Below are 18,670 nucleotides of genomic sequence, written 5' to 3'. Positions count from 1 at the left end.
CACAAGGCCCCGCAGACCTACCGAGAAGGGTCAACCGATGAGGTACGCGAAGTTCGCCAGCACGGAGGCCAAGGAGGCGTTCGAGCTGGTCAACGAGGTTTCCGAGGCCGACGCGGCTGGTGCTGGCGTGTGGCCGGATGGGCTGACCGAGGACGCGATCGACGCGCTGATCTGCGAGGTGGACGCGGAGCTGGAGGCCGAGGAGCGGACCGCGCTGGTGCGGGTGGACCGGTCGTTCACCGACGCTCGCCGGGCGGCCCGTGCGGCACGCCGGTCGGGCCGTGAGGTGCTGCGGTCGCTGCCGGTGCGGCTGTCCTCCGAGTCGGGGGAGGCCGCCTGATGGGCACCGAGTACCCGGCCGTGCAGGTCGCTCACGAGCAGGCCCGCGACGAGTTGCGGCGCGCGGACACGAAGGCCACCGCCCTGCTGTCCGTGGTCAGCCTCGGACTGGCTGGTGTGGTCGCGCTGACGACCCGGCAGACCTCTCCGGCCACCATGGCCGCACTGTGGACGGCCGCGGCGCCGATCCTGCTCGCGGTGCTGACCCTGCTCGCCGCGATCCGCCCGCACATCACCCAGTTCCCCACCCCGGGGACGTGGCTGGACGCCACGTTCAACGGCCCGGCCGTTCTGCTGGAAGCCCAGTCCAGCGCCGCGGCTCACACCCTGGCGGCCGACACCGCCAACCTCGGGCATCTCGCGGTGGAGAAGTTCCGCCGGATCACCCGTGCGGTGTCGCTGCTGATGGTCGGGCTGTGCCTGCTCACCGTCGCCCTCGTGCTCGGGGGGCTCACATGAGCAGCGACACCGCATGCACCTTCTGTGCCATCGCGGCCGGACAGGCCCCGGCCACGATCGTCCGGCAGTGGCCCGACACCGTCGCGATCCGGCCGCGCACCGGGGTCAACGCGGGGCACGTGCTGGTCGTCCCCCGTGCCCATGTCACCGACATGGCCGCCGACCCGGCCGTGGCGGCCACGACGATGGCCCGGGCCGCCGAACTCGCGGCCGAACACCAGGCCGTGAACGTGATCACCTCACGCGGTTCCGCCGCGACGCAGACCGTGTTTCACCTGCACATCCACGTGGTTCCACGCACCGAAGGCGACGGCCTGCCGTTGCCGTGGACCACACAGCACATCAACCCCGACGCGGCGGCCCACTCCGCCAAGAACGCGCCGACCGCGCCGGGTCTCACCGCCAGCCACGTGAATGACCATGCAGAGAGGTTCCCGATGGTAAACCCGACCACCCCGGTCACTGGTACCGCCGATGAGCCGGTCACCTACACCCCGGCGGAGCTGAACCGCCTGATCTCCCGCGCGATTGCCGGACGACTGAACGAGGTCGCCGACCTGTTGGGAGAAAACGCGTTGCGGCTGCTCGACTGCGCCTTCACCGCATCGACCCTGCCACCTGCCTATGCCGAATCGCGAGCGGACGCCTACGTCAACGTCGCCGAGCACCTGTATCTGCTCGCCGCTGACGAGTTGACCGGGATCGCCCCGGCCGGGAAGGCGGTGGCGTGATGAGCACCGAGCCCCGCACCCCCAAGACCGTGCTTGTCGACCTCATGCAGGAGGCCCCCGGCCCTGAGGACTCCCCCGCTGATCGGATCGAGTGGCTGTGGGCCATGGCCGATCAGCTCGCGGCGGCGGGCATGCCCAAGCTCGCCGAAACCGCCTACCTGTCCGCGCGTCGCCTGCTCGCTGAGTTGGTCGACGACGTGGCCGGAAAGGCTGGTGCGTGATGGGTAAGGACGTGTCCCCGTCCGGGATTGAGCTGATCATGCGGCGTCGTCACCGCGCCGCGACCGGAAAGGACTGGCGGCAGGTGCCGCTGGCGGAACGGCGGGCGTGGTTCGCCGAGCAGGAGCCGCGGATCCGCGCGGAACTGGGCATCGCCGCCGACGCGGTGTGGGCCAACGGGGCGTGGCAGCCCGCCGGGCAGGCCGACCTGTTCGACCTCACTGGGGAGGTGGCCTGATGGAACCGACCACCCTCTACGTCCTCGGTGGCCTGGCCCTGATCGGGCTGCTCGCGGTGTGGCGCTCCGGCCGCCGCGCCGGGCGCACCGCCCACAAGGGCGTGCGCGAGGTGACCCGGATGACCGGCAACGCCCTGCGCACCCTGGTCACCGCCACCGTGATCGTCGGCGCCCAGTACGGCGCCATCTGGATCGACAACCCCACCATCACCGCGATCGCGCTGATCGTGCCCGCCCTGCTGGCCGGTGCGGCGGTGGCGCGGCTGCTCGCGGTGACCGAAATCGTTGCGACCACCCGGGGAGGGCACCGATGAGCACCAGGATCAACACCTTCTACGTCGAGCCCGCCAACGGTGAACCGCTGGGACTGCGCTGGATCGGACTGTCCAAGGTCGAGGCCGATGGACTGGCGTGTGTCGCATGTGGACGCCACTACCTGACCGCCCCGGTGCGCCGGGTGCCGGTCGGCCGGGCCGATGCCACCGACTCGCAGGTCTTCGCGTGCGCCGACGTGTGCGCCGACGTCGTGGCCGAGGAAGCGAGGGACGCAGCATGAGCACCGACGCACAGCACAAGCCGTTGTCCGAGGCGGACAAGCTCCGGCAGGACGCCGCGTCCGCCGCGCAGGTGCGGGCCCTCACCAACCACCCGGATGTGATCGCCCTGCGCACGGAGAAGGTCCGCACGCAGGTCGACGCCGCGATCTGGATCGGGATCTTCCTCGGACTGGCGTTCACGATGGTCAACGTCCAGACCTTCGCCGCCGCCGGGGCCGCCCCGTGGTCGCTGCCGTGGCTGTCCGCGTGGCTGCTAGACCCAATGGTGTCCTTAGTCCTGGTGGCGGTGCTGCGAGCGGAGCAGGTCACCGCCCGCTACCAGGTCGGGACCGGAGTGTGGGCGCACCGCACGAAGTGGTTCGCCTTCCTGGCCACCTACGTCATGAACACCTGGAAATCGTGGGTGGCGCTGGACGTGGCCGGGGTGGTGCTGCACTCCGTGCCCCCGGTGCTGGTGTTCCTCGCGGCCGAGACCGCGCCAGTGCTGCGGGACCGGCTGACCGAAGCGGTGATCCGGGCCGGGCAGGCAGCCCACGGGAGCACTCCGGAGGTTATGCCGGCGTCTTCCCCGGCCCCCGCCGACCACCCAGTCGCCGGGGCGGCCGAAGCCGCGGTGACCGTGCCGGTGCCGACCGCTCCCGAACCGGCCCCGGCCGAGCAGGACAAGCCCGTCCGGCGGACGCCCGCCAAGCGCAAGGCCCCGGCCAAGCGCAAGACGTCCGGGCGCAAGCTCTCCGCCGACTACGTGAACGAAGCCCGCGCGGCATGGGCACCGGGAATCGAGATCACCCCCGCGTGGATTCGTGAGGTCACCGACTGCGGGCGCGGCACCTCCTCCACCGTCGCTGCCCAACTCCGCGACCAGATCCAGGCGGAGACGGCCACCACGGTGACCACCACTCCCGCCCCCGACACCACCGACGACGTGACCGGCCCGGCCGGACTGAGCGAAAGGGCGGCCGCCTGATGCGTATCCGACTGATGGGCACCGAAGCCGAAATCGCCGTCGTGGCCGAACGGCTGGCCACCGTGCTCGACGTGCAGGAGGCCAGCGACTTCTACCCCAACCGGGGCGCGTCGAAGCTGGGCCGGGTCTACCTGACCGTGGCCGTGCCTGCCACGCCGCCGACTGTGCGCGCCGACGCCGAACGCACCGACCAGACCCGCACGCTGCCGCGCTCCGGCCGGAAGGAGATCCGCTGATGTCCACCACCGCAGACCACAGCCACCCGTTCCCGGCCGACGACCAGAACCACCAGGGAGACCACTTCGTGAACACCCCCGCCGAACACCCCCAGAACACCCCGGCCGACGCGGCGGAGAACACCGCCGCGAACGGCCCGGCGAACACCACTCCCGAGGCGACCGACGTCGCGGTGACGCGTTCGGGGAACGTGGTCCCGATCCGCCCGGACGCCGCGCGCACCCCCGAGCAGATCCCCGCCCAAAGTGACGTGCTCGACGCCGAGATCGTCAACGAGGACACCCCGGCCCGGCCGGTGCCGGTCGACGGTCCGGAGGTCAAGCGCACCTGGTGGGAGACTGTCGGGGACGCCACCGCACGCCCGCTGGTCGCGAAGTGGCTGACCTCCGCCGAGGAGTTCAAGTCGCGGGTGAAGTTCCTCATCCGCTACGCCGCGCACGCCACAGCGTTCCACGCACTGCGGGTGCCGGTCTACGTGCCGACCGCGATCCTGCGCAGCTTCGGCGCGATCGGGCGCCTCGTGGCCCGGCTGCGGGCGTGGGTGTTCGACGCCGAGTCGAAGCCGGTGCGTATGGCCGCCCGAGACCGTGCCGACGTGAACGAGTACATGCGGCTGCGGGAGGCCCGAGCAGAGACCGTTCGCCGCCGCATGGGGCCGGTCATCCTCGGGCTGGTCGTGCTGACCGGGATCGTGTTCCTGTGCCTGACCTACCTGCCGACGTTCTGGAACTGGACGCTGCTGCTCTCGGTGCTCGCGCTGATCGGCTGGTGGGGTGCCCCCGCCGACAAGCCGGTGGCCGGGCGCGCCGTGGACTCGTCGAAGACGCCCAAGCTCACGTCCACGATGATCGAAGACGCCCTGTGCTCTCTGGGGATCGGTGGCCTGAACCAGGCGTACAGCAAGGGCAAGCGGATCGAGTTCCCCTCCCCGATCGCGCGTGACGGAGACGGGTGGCGCGCGGATATCGACCTGCCCTTGGGTGTGACGGCCGGGGACATCATCGCCAAGCGCGAGGAGCTGTCCTCCGCGCTCCGGCGGCAGATCGGCTGTGTGTGGCCGGAAGGAGACGCGAAGGTCCACGAAGGACGGCTGGTCCTGTGGGTCGGGGACAAGGACATGTCCAAGTCCAAGCAACCGGTCTGGCCGCTGGGCAAGCCGGGCGCGGTGGTGGACCTGTTCAAGCCCCAGCCGTTCGGCACCGACCAGCGCGGCCGGTGGGTCACCGTGACCCTGATGTTCGCCTCCGTCGTGATCGGTGCGATCCCTCGCATGGGCAAGACCGTCACCCTGCGGGAACTGCTGCTCATCGCCGCGCTCGACCCGCGCGCGATCCTCTACGCCTACGACCTCAAGGGCACCGGCGACCTGTCCCCGCTAGCCCAGTGCGCGCACGCCTACGGCGTCGGTGACGACGCGGAGGACTTGGAGCGCATGGTGGTCGAGATGCGGGAACTCCGCGACGAGATGCGCCGCCGTACCAAGGTGATTCGCTCCCTGCCGGAGTCGGTGTGCCCGGACAACAAGGTCACCCCGGAATTGGCTGGGCGCAAGGACTTGCGGCTCGCGCCGATCGTGGTCGGTGTCGACGAGTGCCAGGTCTGGTTTGAGCACCCCAAGTACGGCGAGGAGTTGGAAGAGATCTGCACGGACCTGGTCAAGCGCGGCCCCGCGCTGGGGATCTCGCTGATCCTGGCCACCCAGCGACCGGACGCGAAGTCCCTGCCCACCGGGATTTCCGCGAACGCGATCCTGCGGTACTGCCTCAAGGTCATGGGCCAGCAGGCCAACGACATGGTTCTGGGTACCTCGCAGTACAAGTCCGGTATCCGCGCGACCATGTTCGCCCGCTCCGACCTGGGCATCGGCTACCTGTCCGGTGAAGGCGACGACGCCCAGATCGTCAAGAGCGTGTACAAGGACGCCACCGACTCGAAGAAGATCGCCGCGGGAGCCCGCGCCCGCCGCGAGGCCATCGGCAACATCACCGGCCACGCCGCCGGGGAATCGGTCGACGTCGAAGCCGCCCGGCTGGACCCGCTGGCCGACGCGCTGAGCGTGTTCGAGCGCGGCGAAGACAAGTTGTGGTCGGACACGATCGTGACCCGGCTCGCCGAACTCCGGCCGCAGTCCTACCAGGGCTGGACCCCGGCGAACCTGGCCACCGCGCTCAAGCCGCACGGCGTCAAGCCGCGGCAGGTCTGGGCCACCGACCCGGCCAGCGGCAAGGGCAGCAACCGCAACGGCTACACCCGCGACGCCCTCACCGAGGCGAAGAAGAACACCACCAAGAGCGACGGAGCGTAACCAAAGTTCTGGGCTAGGGGCGGCCCGAGATCTAGATCCGGCCGCCTCTAGACCTAGACCCCCGCTCTAGACACCAAACCAGGCATGACCAGCACTCTAGGCACCTAGACAGTTCTGCCGCCGACCTGCGGAATCCCCGCGAAACCGGGGTCTCGGACCGGCCGGGCAGCTCCTAGGGCCTCCCTCAGCACGCCCGCAAGGCATCACACAGTGTCACCACCGTGGAAGGTCTCCCATGGACACCGCACCCGCTCTGCTCGACCCGCAACGCCAGTTCCTCGGCTGCCTGATGCAGCTCCCCACCGGCCCTGCCCGGCGCCTGCTCGCCGGAATGCGCGCTGACGACATGTCCGCCGCGCTGCCCGCCGTGGTGCTCCAGCTCGCGATCGAGACCGTGGCCGCCGACCGGCCCCCGGCCCCGGCCGCCCTGTTCGCCCACGCGGTCGCCACCGGCCGCGCCAGCGGAGACACCCGGCGACGGCAGCTTGGCCGCTGGATCGCCGACGCCTACAGCGACGCACCCCCGGCAGCACTGGCCGACTACCTCAAAGCCGCCGTGCTGGCCGACGCGTGGCGCCGGGCCGTGGCAGAGCACGCCGCACGGCTGGCGCAAGCCGCCGCGGACAGCCCGGCCGAGATCGTGCGGGACCTGTGCCAGGACACCGCCCACCTCGACGCCCTGTGGGACCGCTACATCGCTGCCACCGGCCACACCGAACCGGCGGCCCGTCTTGGGGCGGTGGCCTGATGACCAGCACCGACGCACACGCCGGCATAAATCGCTCCGCCTCCTCTGGGACCACCGCGCACCACCGGAAGGACTCCGTCTGATGAGCACCACCACTGCCCCGGCCGGGGCCGAACTGCTGGCCACGCTCCACGCCGCGCTCACCCGCTACGTGGTGATGCCGTGCGAGCACACCACCAACGCCGTGGTGCTCTGGATCGCCGCCAGCCACGCACAGCCCGCGTGGGCGCACGCTCCCCGGCTGGTGATCCGCGCCCCGGAGCGTCGCTGCGGAAAGTCCCGTCTGCTCGACGTGGTGGAAGCCACCTGCCACAACCCGCTCATCACCGTCAACGCGTCCCCGGCCGCCGTCTACCGCTCGGTCACCGCCGACCCGCCCGTGCTGCTGGTCGACGAAGCCGACACCATTTTCGGCCCCAAAGCCGGGGACCACGAAGACCTGCGCGGGCTGTACAACGCCGGGCACCAGCGCGGCCGTCCCGCGCTCCGGTACGACGCCTCGACACAGAAGGTGGTCACCATCCCCACCTTCGCCATGGCCGCCTTCGCCGGAATCGGCGCCATGCCCGACACCATCGAAGACCGGGCCGTCGTCGTCCACATGCGACGCCGCGCCCCCGGCGAGAGGGTTGCCCCGTACAGGTCACGGCGCGACCGGGCGCCCCTGCGGGCGCTGGCCGAAGCCCTGAGCGAGTGGCTCCGCGCCGACCTCGACACCTTGGAGAAGGCCGAACCCGCGATGCCGGTCGAGGACCGGGCCGCCGACACCTGGGAACCCCTCGTGGCCGTCGCCGACCACGCCGGAGGCGACTGGCCCGCCCGTGCCCGCGCGGCCGCCGTCGCGCTCACCCAGCAGGCCGCCGACACCGGCGAGAAGTCCGACGGCGTCCGGCTGCTGGTCGACTGCCGGGCCGCGTTCAGCGGCGCCTTCGCGTTGCCGACTACTGAGCTGCTGAACCGGCTGCGGGCCATGCCGGAGTCGCCGTGGGGCGAGTACGGACCGGCCGGGCTCAGTGCGATGAAGCTCGGATCGCTGCTGCGGGAGTACGACATCCGCTCGACCACGATCCGGTTCCCCGGAGCCGGTCAGGCCAAGGGCTACCAGCGCGCCGACTTCGCCGACGCGTGGGGCCGCTACTGCCCCGACACCAGCCTCTTCGACGCCGATGAGGGAGGGGGAGCCGTCCCAGCCGTACCAGCCTCATAACCGCAGGTCAGCCCTGGTACGACTTGAAACCTGGTACGGCCCAAGCCGTACCAGCGAAAAAGCCGTACCGCCCCTGACCAGCGAAAACGAGGCTGGTACGGCTGGTACGGCTACCCCCCTCAGACCCGCCCAACTCGACTCAGGACACCACCCCAAAACACCCCCGCAAGGAGACAGCCATGCCCGTCACGGCCACCGGACAGCACGACCCCAAGGGGACCCGATGGACACGCGCATCACACCGGCCGTCGTGCCGGAACGGCATCTCTACCGCATCCCGGAAGCCATACGCCTGCTCTCCATGAGCCGGTCAGTCATCTACGAGCAGATCCGCGCCGGGCGGCTGGCCACGGTCAAGCAGGGGCGGACCCGGCTCGTTCCGGCGATCGCGATCAACCAGTACGTGGAACTGCTGATGAGTGAGTCAGGGGGCAGCTATGGCGAAGCGGCGTAGCCGAGGCGACGGCGGGCTCTACTGGTCCGAGTCCCGCCAGCGATGGATTGCAGAAGTCACGATCGGCTACCAGCCGAGCGGAAAACGAATCGTCAGGAAGGCCAGCGGAAAGACCAAGACGGAAGCCAAAGACAAGCTGAGCAAGCTGATCCGCGACGCCAAGGAGGGCGAAGCGGAGAAGGCTTCACCCCGCTACACCGTTGAGCACGCGGTCAACGACTGGCTGGCGAACTACGAACGGGGCCACCGAGACCCGGAGACGGTGAAGGCCGTCCGCTCCCTGATCAACCACCACATCGTGCCCGCGTTGGGCGCTCGCCCGCTGGTGAAACTCTCGGCTGATGACGTGGACGCTTGGTTGGCGAAAGAGGCCGAAACGCTGGTGACTTCGACACTGCGGAATCTCCGTTCGATCCTCCGACGCGCTGTGAGCAGGGCTCAGGCACGTGACCGGGTGCGGCGAAACGTGGTGCTGCTGTGCGATTGCCCGGCGGGCAAGGGGGCTGGTCGTCCGTCGAAGGCGCTCACCTTCGCCCAAGCTGAGGCCGTTCTTGCGGCTGCCGAGTCGTCGCCAATGCGCGCCTACATCGTCCTGTCACTGCTGACCGGCGCAAGGACCGAAGAAATGCGCCCGCTGACTTGGGATCACGTGGACTTGGTAGGCAACCCGAAGGCGAAGCCAGCGATCCCACCGAACGTCAAGGTGTGGCGTTCGGTCCGTGCACGCGGCGAGACGAAGACGAGGAAGTCCAGGCGGACCCTGGCGTTGCCTGAGAGGGCCGTCAAGGCGCTGGAAGCCCACAGAGAGGCGCAGAAGGCCGTGAAGGCGGAGGCGGGTAGCGATTGGCAAGAACACGGGCTCGTGTTCGCGACCAACGTGGGCACGGAACGGGATGTGAACAACGTCCGGCGCGACTTCCGGCGGGTGATCAAGGCGGCCGGGCTCAACCCTGCGCAGTGGACGCCCCGGGAGCTGCGGCACAGCTTCGTGTCGATCCTGTCGGACGTCGGTATGCCGATCGAGGAGATCTCCCGGTTGGTGGGGCACAGCAGTACGGCCGTGACGGAGCTGGTCTACCGGAAGCAGATCCGCCCCGTGGTCGAGTCAGGTGCAACGGCGATGGACCGCCTGTTCCCCACTTCGGGTGAACCTTCGAACTCTTCCGAGCCGGAGGACAAGGCGTCCTAGTCACCCAGTTAGTCACTTCCGACAGAAGTCAGGCCCCATCCGATGATCTTCGGATGGGGCCTGACCTGCGGAGCCGCCTAGGGGAATCGAACCCCTGACCTATTCATTACGAGTGAATCGCTCTGGCCGACTGAGCTAAGGCGGCAGGACCGGCTCCCAGTGTAACGGTAACCTCCGGCGTCACTTCACCACCCCGCCGTCGTTATCCCGGGCACCAGCGCCTGCCCAGCTCAGGAGGACCCCGCCGATGCGGTCGAGTCTGCCCCGGACGCTCGCCCTGCCCCTGACGGCAGCGGTACTCGTCCTGTCCGCCGTGCCAGCCATGGCCCAGACCACCATTCCCACCACCCCGATCCCCCAGCCGAACAACCCGGGTCAGGCGCCGATCACGCAGCCGCCGAACCCGCAGCCGCTGGGCCACGCGGTCGGGGACGCCGGCACCGGGCTGGGGGTGCTGCGCCTGCTGCCGAACGCGGTGCCGACCAACGCCATCCTGCCCGGGCTCGGCGAGGAACTGCCCAAGCAGGCGGCGCTCGAAGCGGGCATGGGGCTGGCGAGCGCGCAGGCGAACTCCGAGTCGTACCTGACCTACGAACGGTCGGTCGCGCAGTCCTCGCCGTTCGGCATCTCGATCGCGGGCAACTCCCCGCAGGCGCCCGGTTCGCTGGTGCAGACCGCGCTCCCGGACAACCCGGAACCACGCACCGGCGGCTTCAACGCGCCGAAGAACCCGCTGCTCAACGTCGGCCTGCTCAACGGCAGCGCGCACGCGCGCTGGAGCGCCACCGAGGGCCCGTGCGTCGGCACCATCGCGGACGCGGCCACCGAGGTGGCCAGCATCTCCGCGCTGAACGTGATCCCGTCGCTGCCGAGCGTCGGCCTGCCCGACCTGAAGCTGCCCGACGGCGCCAAGCTCGCGCAGGGCTTCGAACCGGGCAAGGGCCTGCAGGCGCTCGGCGGGCTGCTCTCCGGTGGCGGGCAGACCAGCGCCGACGGCACCAACGCGCTGCTGAGCCTGCCGAACACGCTGTCCGCGCGGTCCACCGTGCGGCTGGTGGACATGCCGGGCTCGAAGAACAAGGCGGTCGAGTCCACCTCGACCATGCAGGCGGCGAACATCAACCTGCTCAAGGGCACCCCGCTGGAGCTGACCATCAAGGTGGCCAGCCAGCCGACGCTGCGGGTCACCTCGACCGGCAAGCGCGAGACCTCGAAGGTGGAGTACACCGCGCCGGTGCTCACCGTGGAGCGCCAGGGCAAGGTGCTGTACACCCTCGACGCGGCCAACCCGACCAAGGACATCCCGATCGGCCTGCCGCTGGAGGCGCTGACCCAGCAGTTCGGCCCGGTGGAGAGCGTGCCGGTGGTCGGCGGGCTGGTGTCCACGCTGACCAAGGGCGTGCAGCCGGTCGGTGACACCGCGGGCAAGGTGCTCGACCTCGGCGTGCTGCGGCTGGGCATCGCGCAGCTCGACGACAAGAAGCTCGACATGACCGACCCGTTCAAGGGCTTCCAGCTCGGTGCCGCGGCCCGGCTGCTGGACCTCCAGGTGCTGCCGACCAAGGCGCTGAAGGAGTCGCTCGGCGAGGCCGGTGGCGCGCTGCCGTCGTCGCTGGCGCAGCTGACGCTGGGCGAGCAGGTGGCGCGGGCCTACGCGCCGGAGAACGGCGTGGAGTGCGGGAGCACCTCGACCCAGCCGCCGGCCGGTGGCGAGGCGCCCGGTGTGCCGAAGAAGCTCGCGCAGACCAGCGCCGCGTATGCCACCGTGCCGCTGTTCTGGAGCGGGACGGCGTTGCTGCTGATCGGGGTGATCATGGTCGCCGCGATGCCGCGTCGCACGCGGAAGGCCGCACCGGCCGCGTTCAAGCCATCGCCGCGACCGCGGAAATGATCTCCGCCGCCCTGCGCCGGGGCCTCAGCCCTGGCGCAGGGTGGTGACCATGGCCTCGATGGCGATGCGCGGCTTCACGTTCCATTCGATCGCGTCGCGGCATTCCAGCACCGCTTCGAGCCGCCGCAGGGTCGACTCCGGCGACCACTGGCGCGCGGCGGCGGTGATGTCGGCGGCCCGGTCGGGATGGGTCAGCGAGGCACCGGACCGGCTCAGCGTGACCAGCACGTCCCGGTAGAACCCGGCCAGGTCGATCAGCGCCAGGTCGAGCGTGTCGCGCTGGGTCCGGGTGGCGCGCGACTTCTGCTTCTTCTCCAGCGCCTTCACCGCGGCCTCGGCGGCCCGCTTCGCCCCGGCCACGCCCTTGCCGGTCGCGTCACCGCCCATCGCGGTGCGCAGCTCGGACTTCTCCGACTCGTCGCGGACCTTGCTGCCCTCGGCCGCGTCGGCCTCGGCGACCTTGATCAGCCCGTCGGCGCAGGTGAACACGTCCGACGGGTGCCGGAGGCCGAGCGGGATGCGCAACACGGACTCACGCCGCTCGCGCGCGTTCTCGTCGGTGGCCAGCCGGCGGGCGCGGCCGACGTGCCCACCACACACTGAAGCCGCCCATTCCGCGCGCTCCGGCGGCACCCCGTCGCGTTCGGCCAGCACCCGCGCGATGGCCGCCGTGGTCGGCGTGCGCAGGTTCACCAGCCGGCACCGCGAGCGAATGGTCACCGACACGTCCTCCGGGTGGTCCGAAGGCGCGCACAACAGGAACACCGTGCGTTCCGGAGGCTCCTCGACCGCCTTCAGCAGCGCGTTCGCCGCGCCCTCGGTCAGCCGGTCGGCGTCCTCGATGATCACCACCTGCCAGCGCCCGGTGGTCGGCCGCCGCGCGGCCGCCTGCACCAGCGCCCGCATTTCGGCCACCGAGATCGACAGCCCTTCCGGCACCACCAGCCGCACGTCGGCGTGGGTGCCCGACAGGGCCGTCCGGCAACCGGGGCATTCACCGCAGCCGACTCCGACGATGCACTGCAACGCGGCGGCGAAGGTGCGCGCCGACACCGAGCGGCCCGACCCGGGCGGTCCGGTGAACAGCCACGCGTGCGTCATCGCGCCCGCCGCGGCCGTCTCGCCGTCGACGATCTTCGCGGCCGCGGCCGCCGCCGCGGAAAGCACCTCGACCGCGGGCTCCTGGCCCACCAACTGCGACCAGACGCCGGAAGTCACTGCGCGCCCTCCTCCTGCAACGCGGGCGCCAATCCCGCGTACGGCCCCACCAGCACCGCGCGCACAGCGGTCTGCACGCGCTCGCCGACTTCTTCTTCACTTCCCTCGGCGTCGACCACCACGTACTGCTCCGGATTCGCCGAAGCCAGCTCGGTCAGCACGTGCTGCACCCGCCACTGCTGATCGGTCACGTGCTGCGGCGTCGGCTCGGCCACCACGTCGGGCGCCGCGTCCAGCAGCACCGTGACGTCCGGGCGCAGCTGCCCGGTCGCCCAGTCGGCCAGTCCTTCGAACTCCTCCGCGTCCAGCCCGGCCACCGCGGACAGGTGGGCCAGCGGCGAGTCGACGAACCGCTCCATCACCACCACGGAACCGGCGTCCAGCGCGGGTTGCACATCCCGCTCGACTATGTCCGCGCGGACCGCCGCGGCGGCCAGCGCCTGCGCACGCGCCCCGGACAACGACGCCCCGGACAGCAGTGCTTCGAGCCTCTTCTCGTCCAGCGCCGGGTCTGCCGCGAGCACCACCGTGCGCGGCCCCCGGCCCAGCCATTCGGCCAGCTTGGCGGCCTGGCGGGCGGTGTCGGTGGCGGTGGTGCCCTCCACCGCGATCAGCAGGCCGTTCACCCGGCGCGGGCGGCGACGCAGCGCGTTGCGCAGGTCGGACAGGATCGGCTCGCTGCGGCGCGAGTCCATCTGGCGGTAGGCGATCACACCGACCAGCGCGGCCAGCAGGCCGCCGCCGAGCATCACCGGGCGCGTGCCGTCGATGATGATCTCGTTGCCCCACACGGTGACCCGGCGCTGATCGACCTGGCCGACCAGCAGCGGCACCAGCGCGAGCGAACCGCCGAGCACCACCTTGAGCATGGACTGGTAGATCGCGTTGATCCGGCCGCGGATGGCGTCGTCGATCTGCGAGCCGATGATCGTCACACCGGTCAGGAAGGCCGCGCCGGCACAGGCGCCGACCACCGCGACCACGATCATCGACACGGCCAGGTGCGGGGAGAGCGCGACCAGGATCAGCGCCAGCCCGGCGAGCACGATGGCGATGCCGAACAGCCGGTCGTGCGGCAGCCGCCGCGCCAGCTTCGGCGCGCCGACCATGCCGGCGATCAGGCCGAGGAAAACCGAGATGAGCAGCAGGCCCCAGGCGGATTCGCCGCCGAGCAGGCTCAGCGCGTAGGTCTGCGCGGAGCCGACCACGGCCCCACCGGCGGCGAAGGCGCCCATCATGCCGATCAGCAGGCCGCGCACCAGCGGCGTGGTGCGGATGTAACCGCCGGCTTCCTTGATCATCTGGAAGAAGCCGGGCCGCTCCTCGGCCGGCTTGGCCAGTTCGCTGCGCCGGGGCGCGGCGTGCACGTTGCGCAGCGACAGCTCGGGAATCCGGGTCGCGATGCTCAGGCTGCTGATCAGGTAGAACAACGCGGCGATGATGATGCCGAGCTTGATCACGCCGTTCGCGCCGAACAGGTCGTCCGGCAGGTGGAAGGTGGTGCGCACACCGGTGATCACGGTGAAGATCCCGGCGCCGAAGAGCACCGAGACCCCGTAGGTCATCACCAGGCCGAGCTGGTTCGCCGTCTCCACCTGCTCCGGGCGGCGCAGCAGGTTCGGCACCGCCGCGTCCTTCGACGGGATCCACATGCTCGCCGCGCAGTTCAGCAGGAAGATCGCGGCGTAGATCCACCACAGCGTGTCCACCAGCACGATGGACAGCAGCAGCCCGGCACGGAAGATGTCGGCGACCACCATCACCTTGCGGCGGTCGAACCGGTCGGCGAGCAGCCCGCCCAGCGGCGCGAACAGCAGACCGGGGATCAGGCTGGTGAAGATCACGCTGCTGAAGGCGAAGTTCTTCGCGATGTACCCGCTGGCCATGTTGCTGGCCAGCGCGGAGACCGCGAGCAGTTGCAGCCAGTCCGCGGTGCTGCAGAAACCGGTGACCCCCCAGAGCCGCCGGAAGGGCTTGATCGCGAGCACCCGGCGCGCGCGATAGATCGTCGACGAGTTCGTCGACGGCTTCGCGTCCGCCTCCGCGGTCACGCCCGTTCCCTCACTGTTTGCCCCACCTCGCACAACGGATCCCCCGGCCTCGCGGGCCAGGGTATCCCCAGGCGGCTGAGAGGGGCCCAGCCAGGGGTTAGCTGAAGATGCCGGCGATGCCGCTGACCAGGCTGGAAACCAGCTGGATCGCGATCACCACGAACAGGATCAGCAACACCACGGCGATGGCGACCCCGGCCGAACCGCGGGAAGCCGGCGTTTTGGGCACGACCGACTTCGGCACCCTGGCCTTGGCCGACTGGCGGGCACCGCGCAGGCGCTGCCGGAGCAGCTGCTGCGGGCGGGCGGGCCAGGTCCGCTGCTGGGGGATCAGCCCCGTCGGCGCGGGCGCGGCACCGGGCTTGGGTTCCTCCGTGCCGGACGCCGCGGGCACCTCGGACTCGGGCTCCGGGGTCGACGCCTCCGGCGAGGTACGCGGGCCGAACAGCTCCGGCTCGTTGGCCATCGCGGCCCGGACCATCTCCTGGACGGCGTCGGCGTCCGGCTCGATCGGCTTCGCGATCTCCATCTGGTACACGTCGTCGCGCACGGCACCGGCCAGCCCGGTCATCGGATCGGCGAACGCCGAAGGCGGTGGCGGGGGCTGCGTCCCGTCGCCGTCGTACAGCTTGTCGTCGCCCAACGCGCGCTCCTCGTGGTCCCTGGAAAGCGGTCACTTCCCAGGGTATCCACGAACGAGCGGGCTGAATCCGCCCAATGGCTGAGGCTGCTGACTACGCTGCGCTGTCTTACTCGGGGGACGCCCCCCGGACCCCCGAACTACCTCAGCTCTTGGTCTTCGCGGTGGTCTTCTTCGCGGGTGCCTTGCGCTTGGCCGGTGCCTTCTTCTTCGGCGCCGGGCCCTTCGCCCGCTTCTCGGCCAGCAGCTCCGAAGCCCGCTCGGCGGTCAGCGACTCGATGCTGTCCGTCTTGCGCAGGGTCGCGTTGTACTCACCGTCGGTCACGTACGGGCCGAACCGACCGTCCTTGACCACCATCGGCTTCTTCGACACCGGGTCCTCGCCGAGTTCCTTCAGCGGCGGCTTCGCGGCGGCCTGGCGTCCCCGGCGCTTCGGCTCCGAGTAGATCTTCAGCGCCTCTTCCAGGGTGATCGAGAACAGCTGCTCCTCGGTCTCCAGCGACCGCGAGTCGGTGCCCTTCTTCAGGTACGGCCCGTACCGCCCGTTCTGCGCGGTGATCTCGTCCCCGGACTCCGGGTCCTTGCCGACCACCCGCGGCAGCGACAGCAGCTTGAGCGCGTCCTCCAGGGTCATCGTCTCGATCGACATGGACTTGAACAGCGAACCGGTGCGCGGCTTCGGCTGCTTCGCCTTGGCGGCCTTCTTCTGGGCCGCGGTCGCGCCCTCCGGCAGCGGCTCCGGCTCTGGCAGCACCTCGGTCACGTACGGGCCGAAGCGGCCCTCCTTGGCCACGATCTCATGCCCGCTGACCGGGTCGACGCCCAGCGAACGCCCCTCCTGCGGGGTGGCGAACAGCTTCTCCGCGATCTCCGCGCTCAGCTCGTCCGGCGGCAGGTCCTCGGGCAGGTTCGCGCGCTGCGACTCGCCTTCGACCTCGCGCTCCAGGTACGGCCCGTAGCGGCCGACGCGGACCACCACGGTCCGGCCGTCGGCGTCGCTGAACAGCGGGATCGAGTTGATCTCGCGGGCGTCGATGTCCTCGACGCTGCCCTCGACCAGCTTCTTCAGCCCGCCGAGGCGGCCGATCGAGCCGTCCACGCCCATGTCGCCACCGAAGTAGAACTTCGACAGCCATTGCGTGCGCTGCTCGTCACCGGCGGCGATGCGGTCGAGCTCGTCCTCCATGCCCGCGGTGAAGTCGTAGTCGACCAGCCGCTCGAAGTGCCGCTCCATCAGGCCGATCACCGCGAAGGCCACCCACGAGGGCACCAGCGCGGAGCCCTTCTTCCAGACGTACCCGCGGTCCTGGATGGTCTTGATGATCGAGGCGTAGGTCGACGGGCGGCCGATGCCCAGCTCCTCGAGCTTGCTGACCAGGCTCGGTTCCGAGTACCGCGCCGGCGGCGAGGTGGTGTGCCCGTCCGGGCTCAGCTCGGTCGCGGTCAGCGCCTGGTCCTTGACCAGCTGCGGCAGCCTGCTCTGCTTGTCGTCGGCCTCGCCACCGGTCTCGGTGTCGACCGCCTCGACGTAGGCCTTGAGGAACCCGGCGAAGGTGATCGTGCGGCCCGACGCGGAGAACACGCACTCCTCGCCGGAGGTCGCGTTGCCGGTGATCCGGACCGAGATCGTGGTGCCCTTGGCGTCGGCCATCTGCGAGGCGATGGTGCGCTGCCAGATCAGCTCGTAGAGCCGGAACTCGTCGGTCTCCAGCTCACCGGCGACCTGCCCCGGCGTGCGGAACACCTCACCGGCCGGCCGGATCGCCTCGTGGGCCTCCTGCGCGTTCTTCACCTTGCGGGTGTACTGCCGCGGCTTGTCGGCCACGTGGTCCTTGCCGTACAGCTGCGCCGCCTGGCTGCGTGCCGCCTGGATCGCCGTCTCCGACAGCGTCGTGGAGTCGGTACGCATATAGGTGATGTAGCCGTTCTCGTACAGCCGCTGGGCGGTGCGCATGGTGCGCTCCGAGGAGAACCGCAGCTTGCGCCCGGCCTCCTGCTGCAGCGTCGAGGTCATGAACGGCGCGTATGGCCGCCGGGTGTACGGCTTCTCCTCCACGCTGGACACGGAGAACGCCTGGTCACGCAGGGCCTGCGCGAGCTGGTTCGCCCCGGTCTCGTCGAGGATGCGCACGTCGGCGGCGGCGGACTTGAGCTGGCCGTCCGGGCCGAAGTCACGGCCGGTGGCCAGGCGCGAGCCGTCCACCGAGAGCAGCCGCGCCGGGAAGGTCTGCGGCGAGGCGTCGGGGCCGGCGTCCATGGTCGCCGAGATGTCCCAGTAGGACGCCGAGGTGAAGCGCATCCGCTCGCGCTCGCGCTCCACCACGATCCGGGTGGCCACCGACTGCACGCGGCCCGCCGAAAGCTTCGGCATGACCTTCTTCCACAGCACGGGCGAGACCTCGTAGCCGTAGAGCCGGTCCAGGATGCGGCGGGTCTCCTGGGCGTCGACCAGGTCGCCGTCCAGCTCGCGGGTGCTGTCCGCGGCGGCGCGGATGGCCTGCTCGGTGACCTCGTGGAAGACCATGCGCCGCACCGGGATCTTGGGCTTGAGCGTCTCCAGCAGGTGCCAGGCGATGGCCTCGCCCTCGCGGTCGGGGTCCGTCGCGAGATAGAGCTCGTCGACGTCCTTGAGCAGGCTCTTGAGTTCGGTCACCTTGGACTTCTTGTCCGGGGTGACCACGTAGAGGGCCTTGAAGTCGTTGTCCACGTCCACGCCGAGGCGGGCCCACGACTCGCCCTTGTACTGGGCGGGCACGTCGGCGGCACCACGTGGGAGGTCACGGATGTGCCCGACCGAGGACTCGACGACGTACCCGCCGCCGAGATAGGGCGCGATCTTGCGGGCCTTGGTCGGCGACTCGACGATCACCAGGCGCCGCACGGCCCCGTTGCTTCCGGCGCCGCGCCCCGTCGCCCGGCCGCCCGCGGAGCCACCAGTGCCCGCAGTCTTCTTCGTCCGTGTCGATCCAGCCACGCTGTTCCGCTCTCCGCTCATCCCTCGTCGCCGTCACCGCGACGCCTGTTCGACCCGCCAGTGTGCACGCCGATGCCCGTTCGTGTCCGCACAGGTGGCGCAACACGCCGTTGACCGCACGTCCAGCGCATCGGCGCCGGGGTCGATGACGTTTCTCTTTCCAGAGCTAACACACCTCGTCCACCGGAATATTCATCGGCCCCCTGAGTAACCGATCACCTACCCTCTGCGTTGACCACCTCGCCG

Annotated in this window: 19 protein-coding genes and 1 tRNA gene; 15 read left to right on the top strand and 5 right to left on the bottom strand. The window is 70.3% G+C overall.

Annotated elements, in window-relative coordinates:
* Positions 1-37 precede the first annotated feature (37 nt).
* The 14 genes from YIM_RS02505 (at position 38) to xerC (ending at position 9,650) form a co-directional block, all read left to right on the top strand.
* The gene (locus YIM_RS02505; RefSeq protein ID WP_228004513.1) at positions 38-340 is read left to right on the top strand and encodes a hypothetical protein; all 303 of its coding nucleotides are present in this window, start codon (positions 38-40) and stop codon (positions 338-340) included.
* Positions 340-798: a Pycsar system effector family protein gene (locus YIM_RS02500; RefSeq protein WP_153028790.1), complete on the top strand. Its 459-nt coding sequence runs from the start codon at positions 340-342 to the stop codon at positions 796-798. Before YIM_RS02505 ends, YIM_RS02500 begins: the two co-directional genes overlap by 1 nt.
* A complete protein-coding gene (locus tag YIM_RS02495; RefSeq protein WP_153028789.1) occupies positions 795-1,529 on the top strand; it encodes an HIT family protein in 735 nt (244 codons plus the stop codon). Before YIM_RS02500 ends, YIM_RS02495 begins: the two co-directional genes overlap by 4 nt.
* Positions 1,529-1,750, top strand: a complete 222-nt coding sequence (locus YIM_RS02490) for a hypothetical protein (RefSeq protein WP_153028788.1) — start codon at positions 1,529-1,531, stop codon at positions 1,748-1,750. The genes YIM_RS02495 and YIM_RS02490 overlap by 1 nt, the downstream gene beginning before the upstream one ends.
* Complete coding sequence (locus tag YIM_RS02485) at positions 1,750-1,986, top strand: hypothetical protein (RefSeq protein WP_153028787.1); 237 nt, start codon at positions 1,750-1,752, stop codon at positions 1,984-1,986. Before YIM_RS02490 ends, YIM_RS02485 begins: the two co-directional genes overlap by 1 nt.
* The gene (locus YIM_RS02480) at positions 1,986-2,300 is read left to right on the top strand and encodes a hypothetical protein (protein WP_153028786.1); all 315 of its coding nucleotides are present in this window, start codon (positions 1,986-1,988) and stop codon (positions 2,298-2,300) included. Before YIM_RS02485 ends, YIM_RS02480 begins: the two co-directional genes overlap by 1 nt.
* Complete coding sequence (locus YIM_RS02475) at positions 2,297-2,542, top strand: hypothetical protein (protein ID WP_228004512.1); 246 nt, start codon at positions 2,297-2,299, stop codon at positions 2,540-2,542. The genes YIM_RS02480 and YIM_RS02475 overlap by 4 nt, the downstream gene beginning before the upstream one ends.
* Entirely contained in the window at positions 2,539-3,510 is a 972-nt protein-coding gene (locus YIM_RS02470; RefSeq protein WP_228004511.1) for a hypothetical protein, read from the top strand. Before YIM_RS02475 ends, YIM_RS02470 begins: the two co-directional genes overlap by 4 nt.
* On the top strand, positions 3,510-3,746 hold the full coding sequence (locus YIM_RS02465) for a hypothetical protein (protein WP_153028785.1): 237 nt from the start codon (positions 3,510-3,512) through the stop codon (positions 3,744-3,746). Before YIM_RS02470 ends, YIM_RS02465 begins: the two co-directional genes overlap by 1 nt.
* Positions 3,746-6,052 (top strand): FtsK/SpoIIIE domain-containing protein, encoded by a 2,307-nt coding sequence (locus YIM_RS02460; protein WP_153028784.1) that lies wholly within the window; start codon positions 3,746-3,748, stop codon positions 6,050-6,052. Before YIM_RS02465 ends, YIM_RS02460 begins: the two co-directional genes overlap by 1 nt.
* A 235-nt stretch (positions 6,053-6,287) precedes the next feature.
* Positions 6,288-6,800 carry a hypothetical protein gene (locus tag YIM_RS02455; protein WP_153028783.1) on the top strand — a complete coding sequence of 171 codons (513 nt, stop codon included), beginning with the start codon at positions 6,288-6,290 and terminating at the stop codon, positions 6,798-6,800.
* Positions 6,801-6,882: 82 nt separating this feature from the next.
* Entirely contained in the window at positions 6,883-8,007 is a 1,125-nt protein-coding gene (locus YIM_RS02450) for a DUF3631 domain-containing protein (RefSeq protein WP_153028782.1), read from the top strand.
* Positions 8,008-8,230: 223 nt separating this feature from the next.
* On the top strand, positions 8,231-8,461 hold the full coding sequence (locus YIM_RS02445) for a helix-turn-helix domain-containing protein (RefSeq protein ID WP_153028781.1): 231 nt from the start codon (positions 8,231-8,233) through the stop codon (positions 8,459-8,461).
* Positions 8,445-9,650, top strand: a complete 1,206-nt coding sequence (gene xerC, locus YIM_RS02440; RefSeq protein ID WP_153028780.1) for a tyrosine recombinase XerC — start codon at positions 8,445-8,447, stop codon at positions 9,648-9,650. The genes YIM_RS02445 and xerC overlap by 17 nt, the downstream gene beginning before the upstream one ends.
* Before the next feature lie 71 nt (positions 9,651-9,721).
* On the opposite strand, the gene YIM_RS02435 is transcribed toward xerC, so the two are convergent.
* A tRNA-Thr gene (locus tag YIM_RS02435) sits at positions 9,722-9,795 on the bottom strand.
* A 102-nt stretch (positions 9,796-9,897) separates the two neighbouring features.
* Here YIM_RS02435 and YIM_RS02430 point away from each other — a divergent pair.
* Positions 9,898-11,541, top strand: a complete 1,644-nt coding sequence (locus YIM_RS02430) for a hypothetical protein (protein WP_153028779.1) — start codon at positions 9,898-9,900, stop codon at positions 11,539-11,541.
* Positions 11,542-11,565: 24 nt separating this feature from the next.
* On the opposite strand, the gene YIM_RS02425 is transcribed toward YIM_RS02430, so the two are convergent.
* The 4 genes from YIM_RS02425 to topA form a co-directional block, all read right to left on the bottom strand.
* Positions 11,566-12,759: a DNA polymerase III subunit delta' gene (locus YIM_RS02425; RefSeq protein ID WP_153028778.1), complete on the bottom strand. Its 1,194-nt coding sequence runs from the start codon at positions 12,757-12,759 to the stop codon at positions 11,566-11,568.
* Complete coding sequence (locus tag YIM_RS02420; RefSeq protein WP_228004510.1) at positions 12,756-14,810, bottom strand: dTMP kinase; 2,055 nt, start codon at positions 14,808-14,810, stop codon at positions 12,756-12,758. The genes YIM_RS02425 and YIM_RS02420 overlap by 4 nt, the downstream gene beginning before the upstream one ends.
* 97 nt (positions 14,811-14,907) lie before the next feature.
* Positions 14,908-15,453: a hypothetical protein gene (locus YIM_RS02415; RefSeq protein WP_153028777.1), complete on the bottom strand. Its 546-nt coding sequence runs from the start codon at positions 15,451-15,453 to the stop codon at positions 14,908-14,910.
* A 142-nt stretch (positions 15,454-15,595) separates the two neighbouring features.
* A complete protein-coding gene (gene topA, locus YIM_RS02410) occupies positions 15,596-18,445 on the bottom strand; it encodes a type I DNA topoisomerase (protein ID WP_228004509.1) in 2,850 nt (949 codons plus the stop codon).
* Positions 18,446-18,670 lie beyond the last annotated feature (225 nt).

Origin of the sequence: Amycolatopsis sp. YIM 10 (assembly GCF_009429145.1) — a bacterium.
In the GTDB taxonomy this organism is placed as follows: domain Bacteria; phylum Actinomycetota; class Actinomycetes; order Mycobacteriales; family Pseudonocardiaceae; genus Amycolatopsis.
The sequence above is the reverse complement of the archived record's forward strand: the minus strand, read 5'-3'. Positions and strand labels throughout refer to the sequence as shown.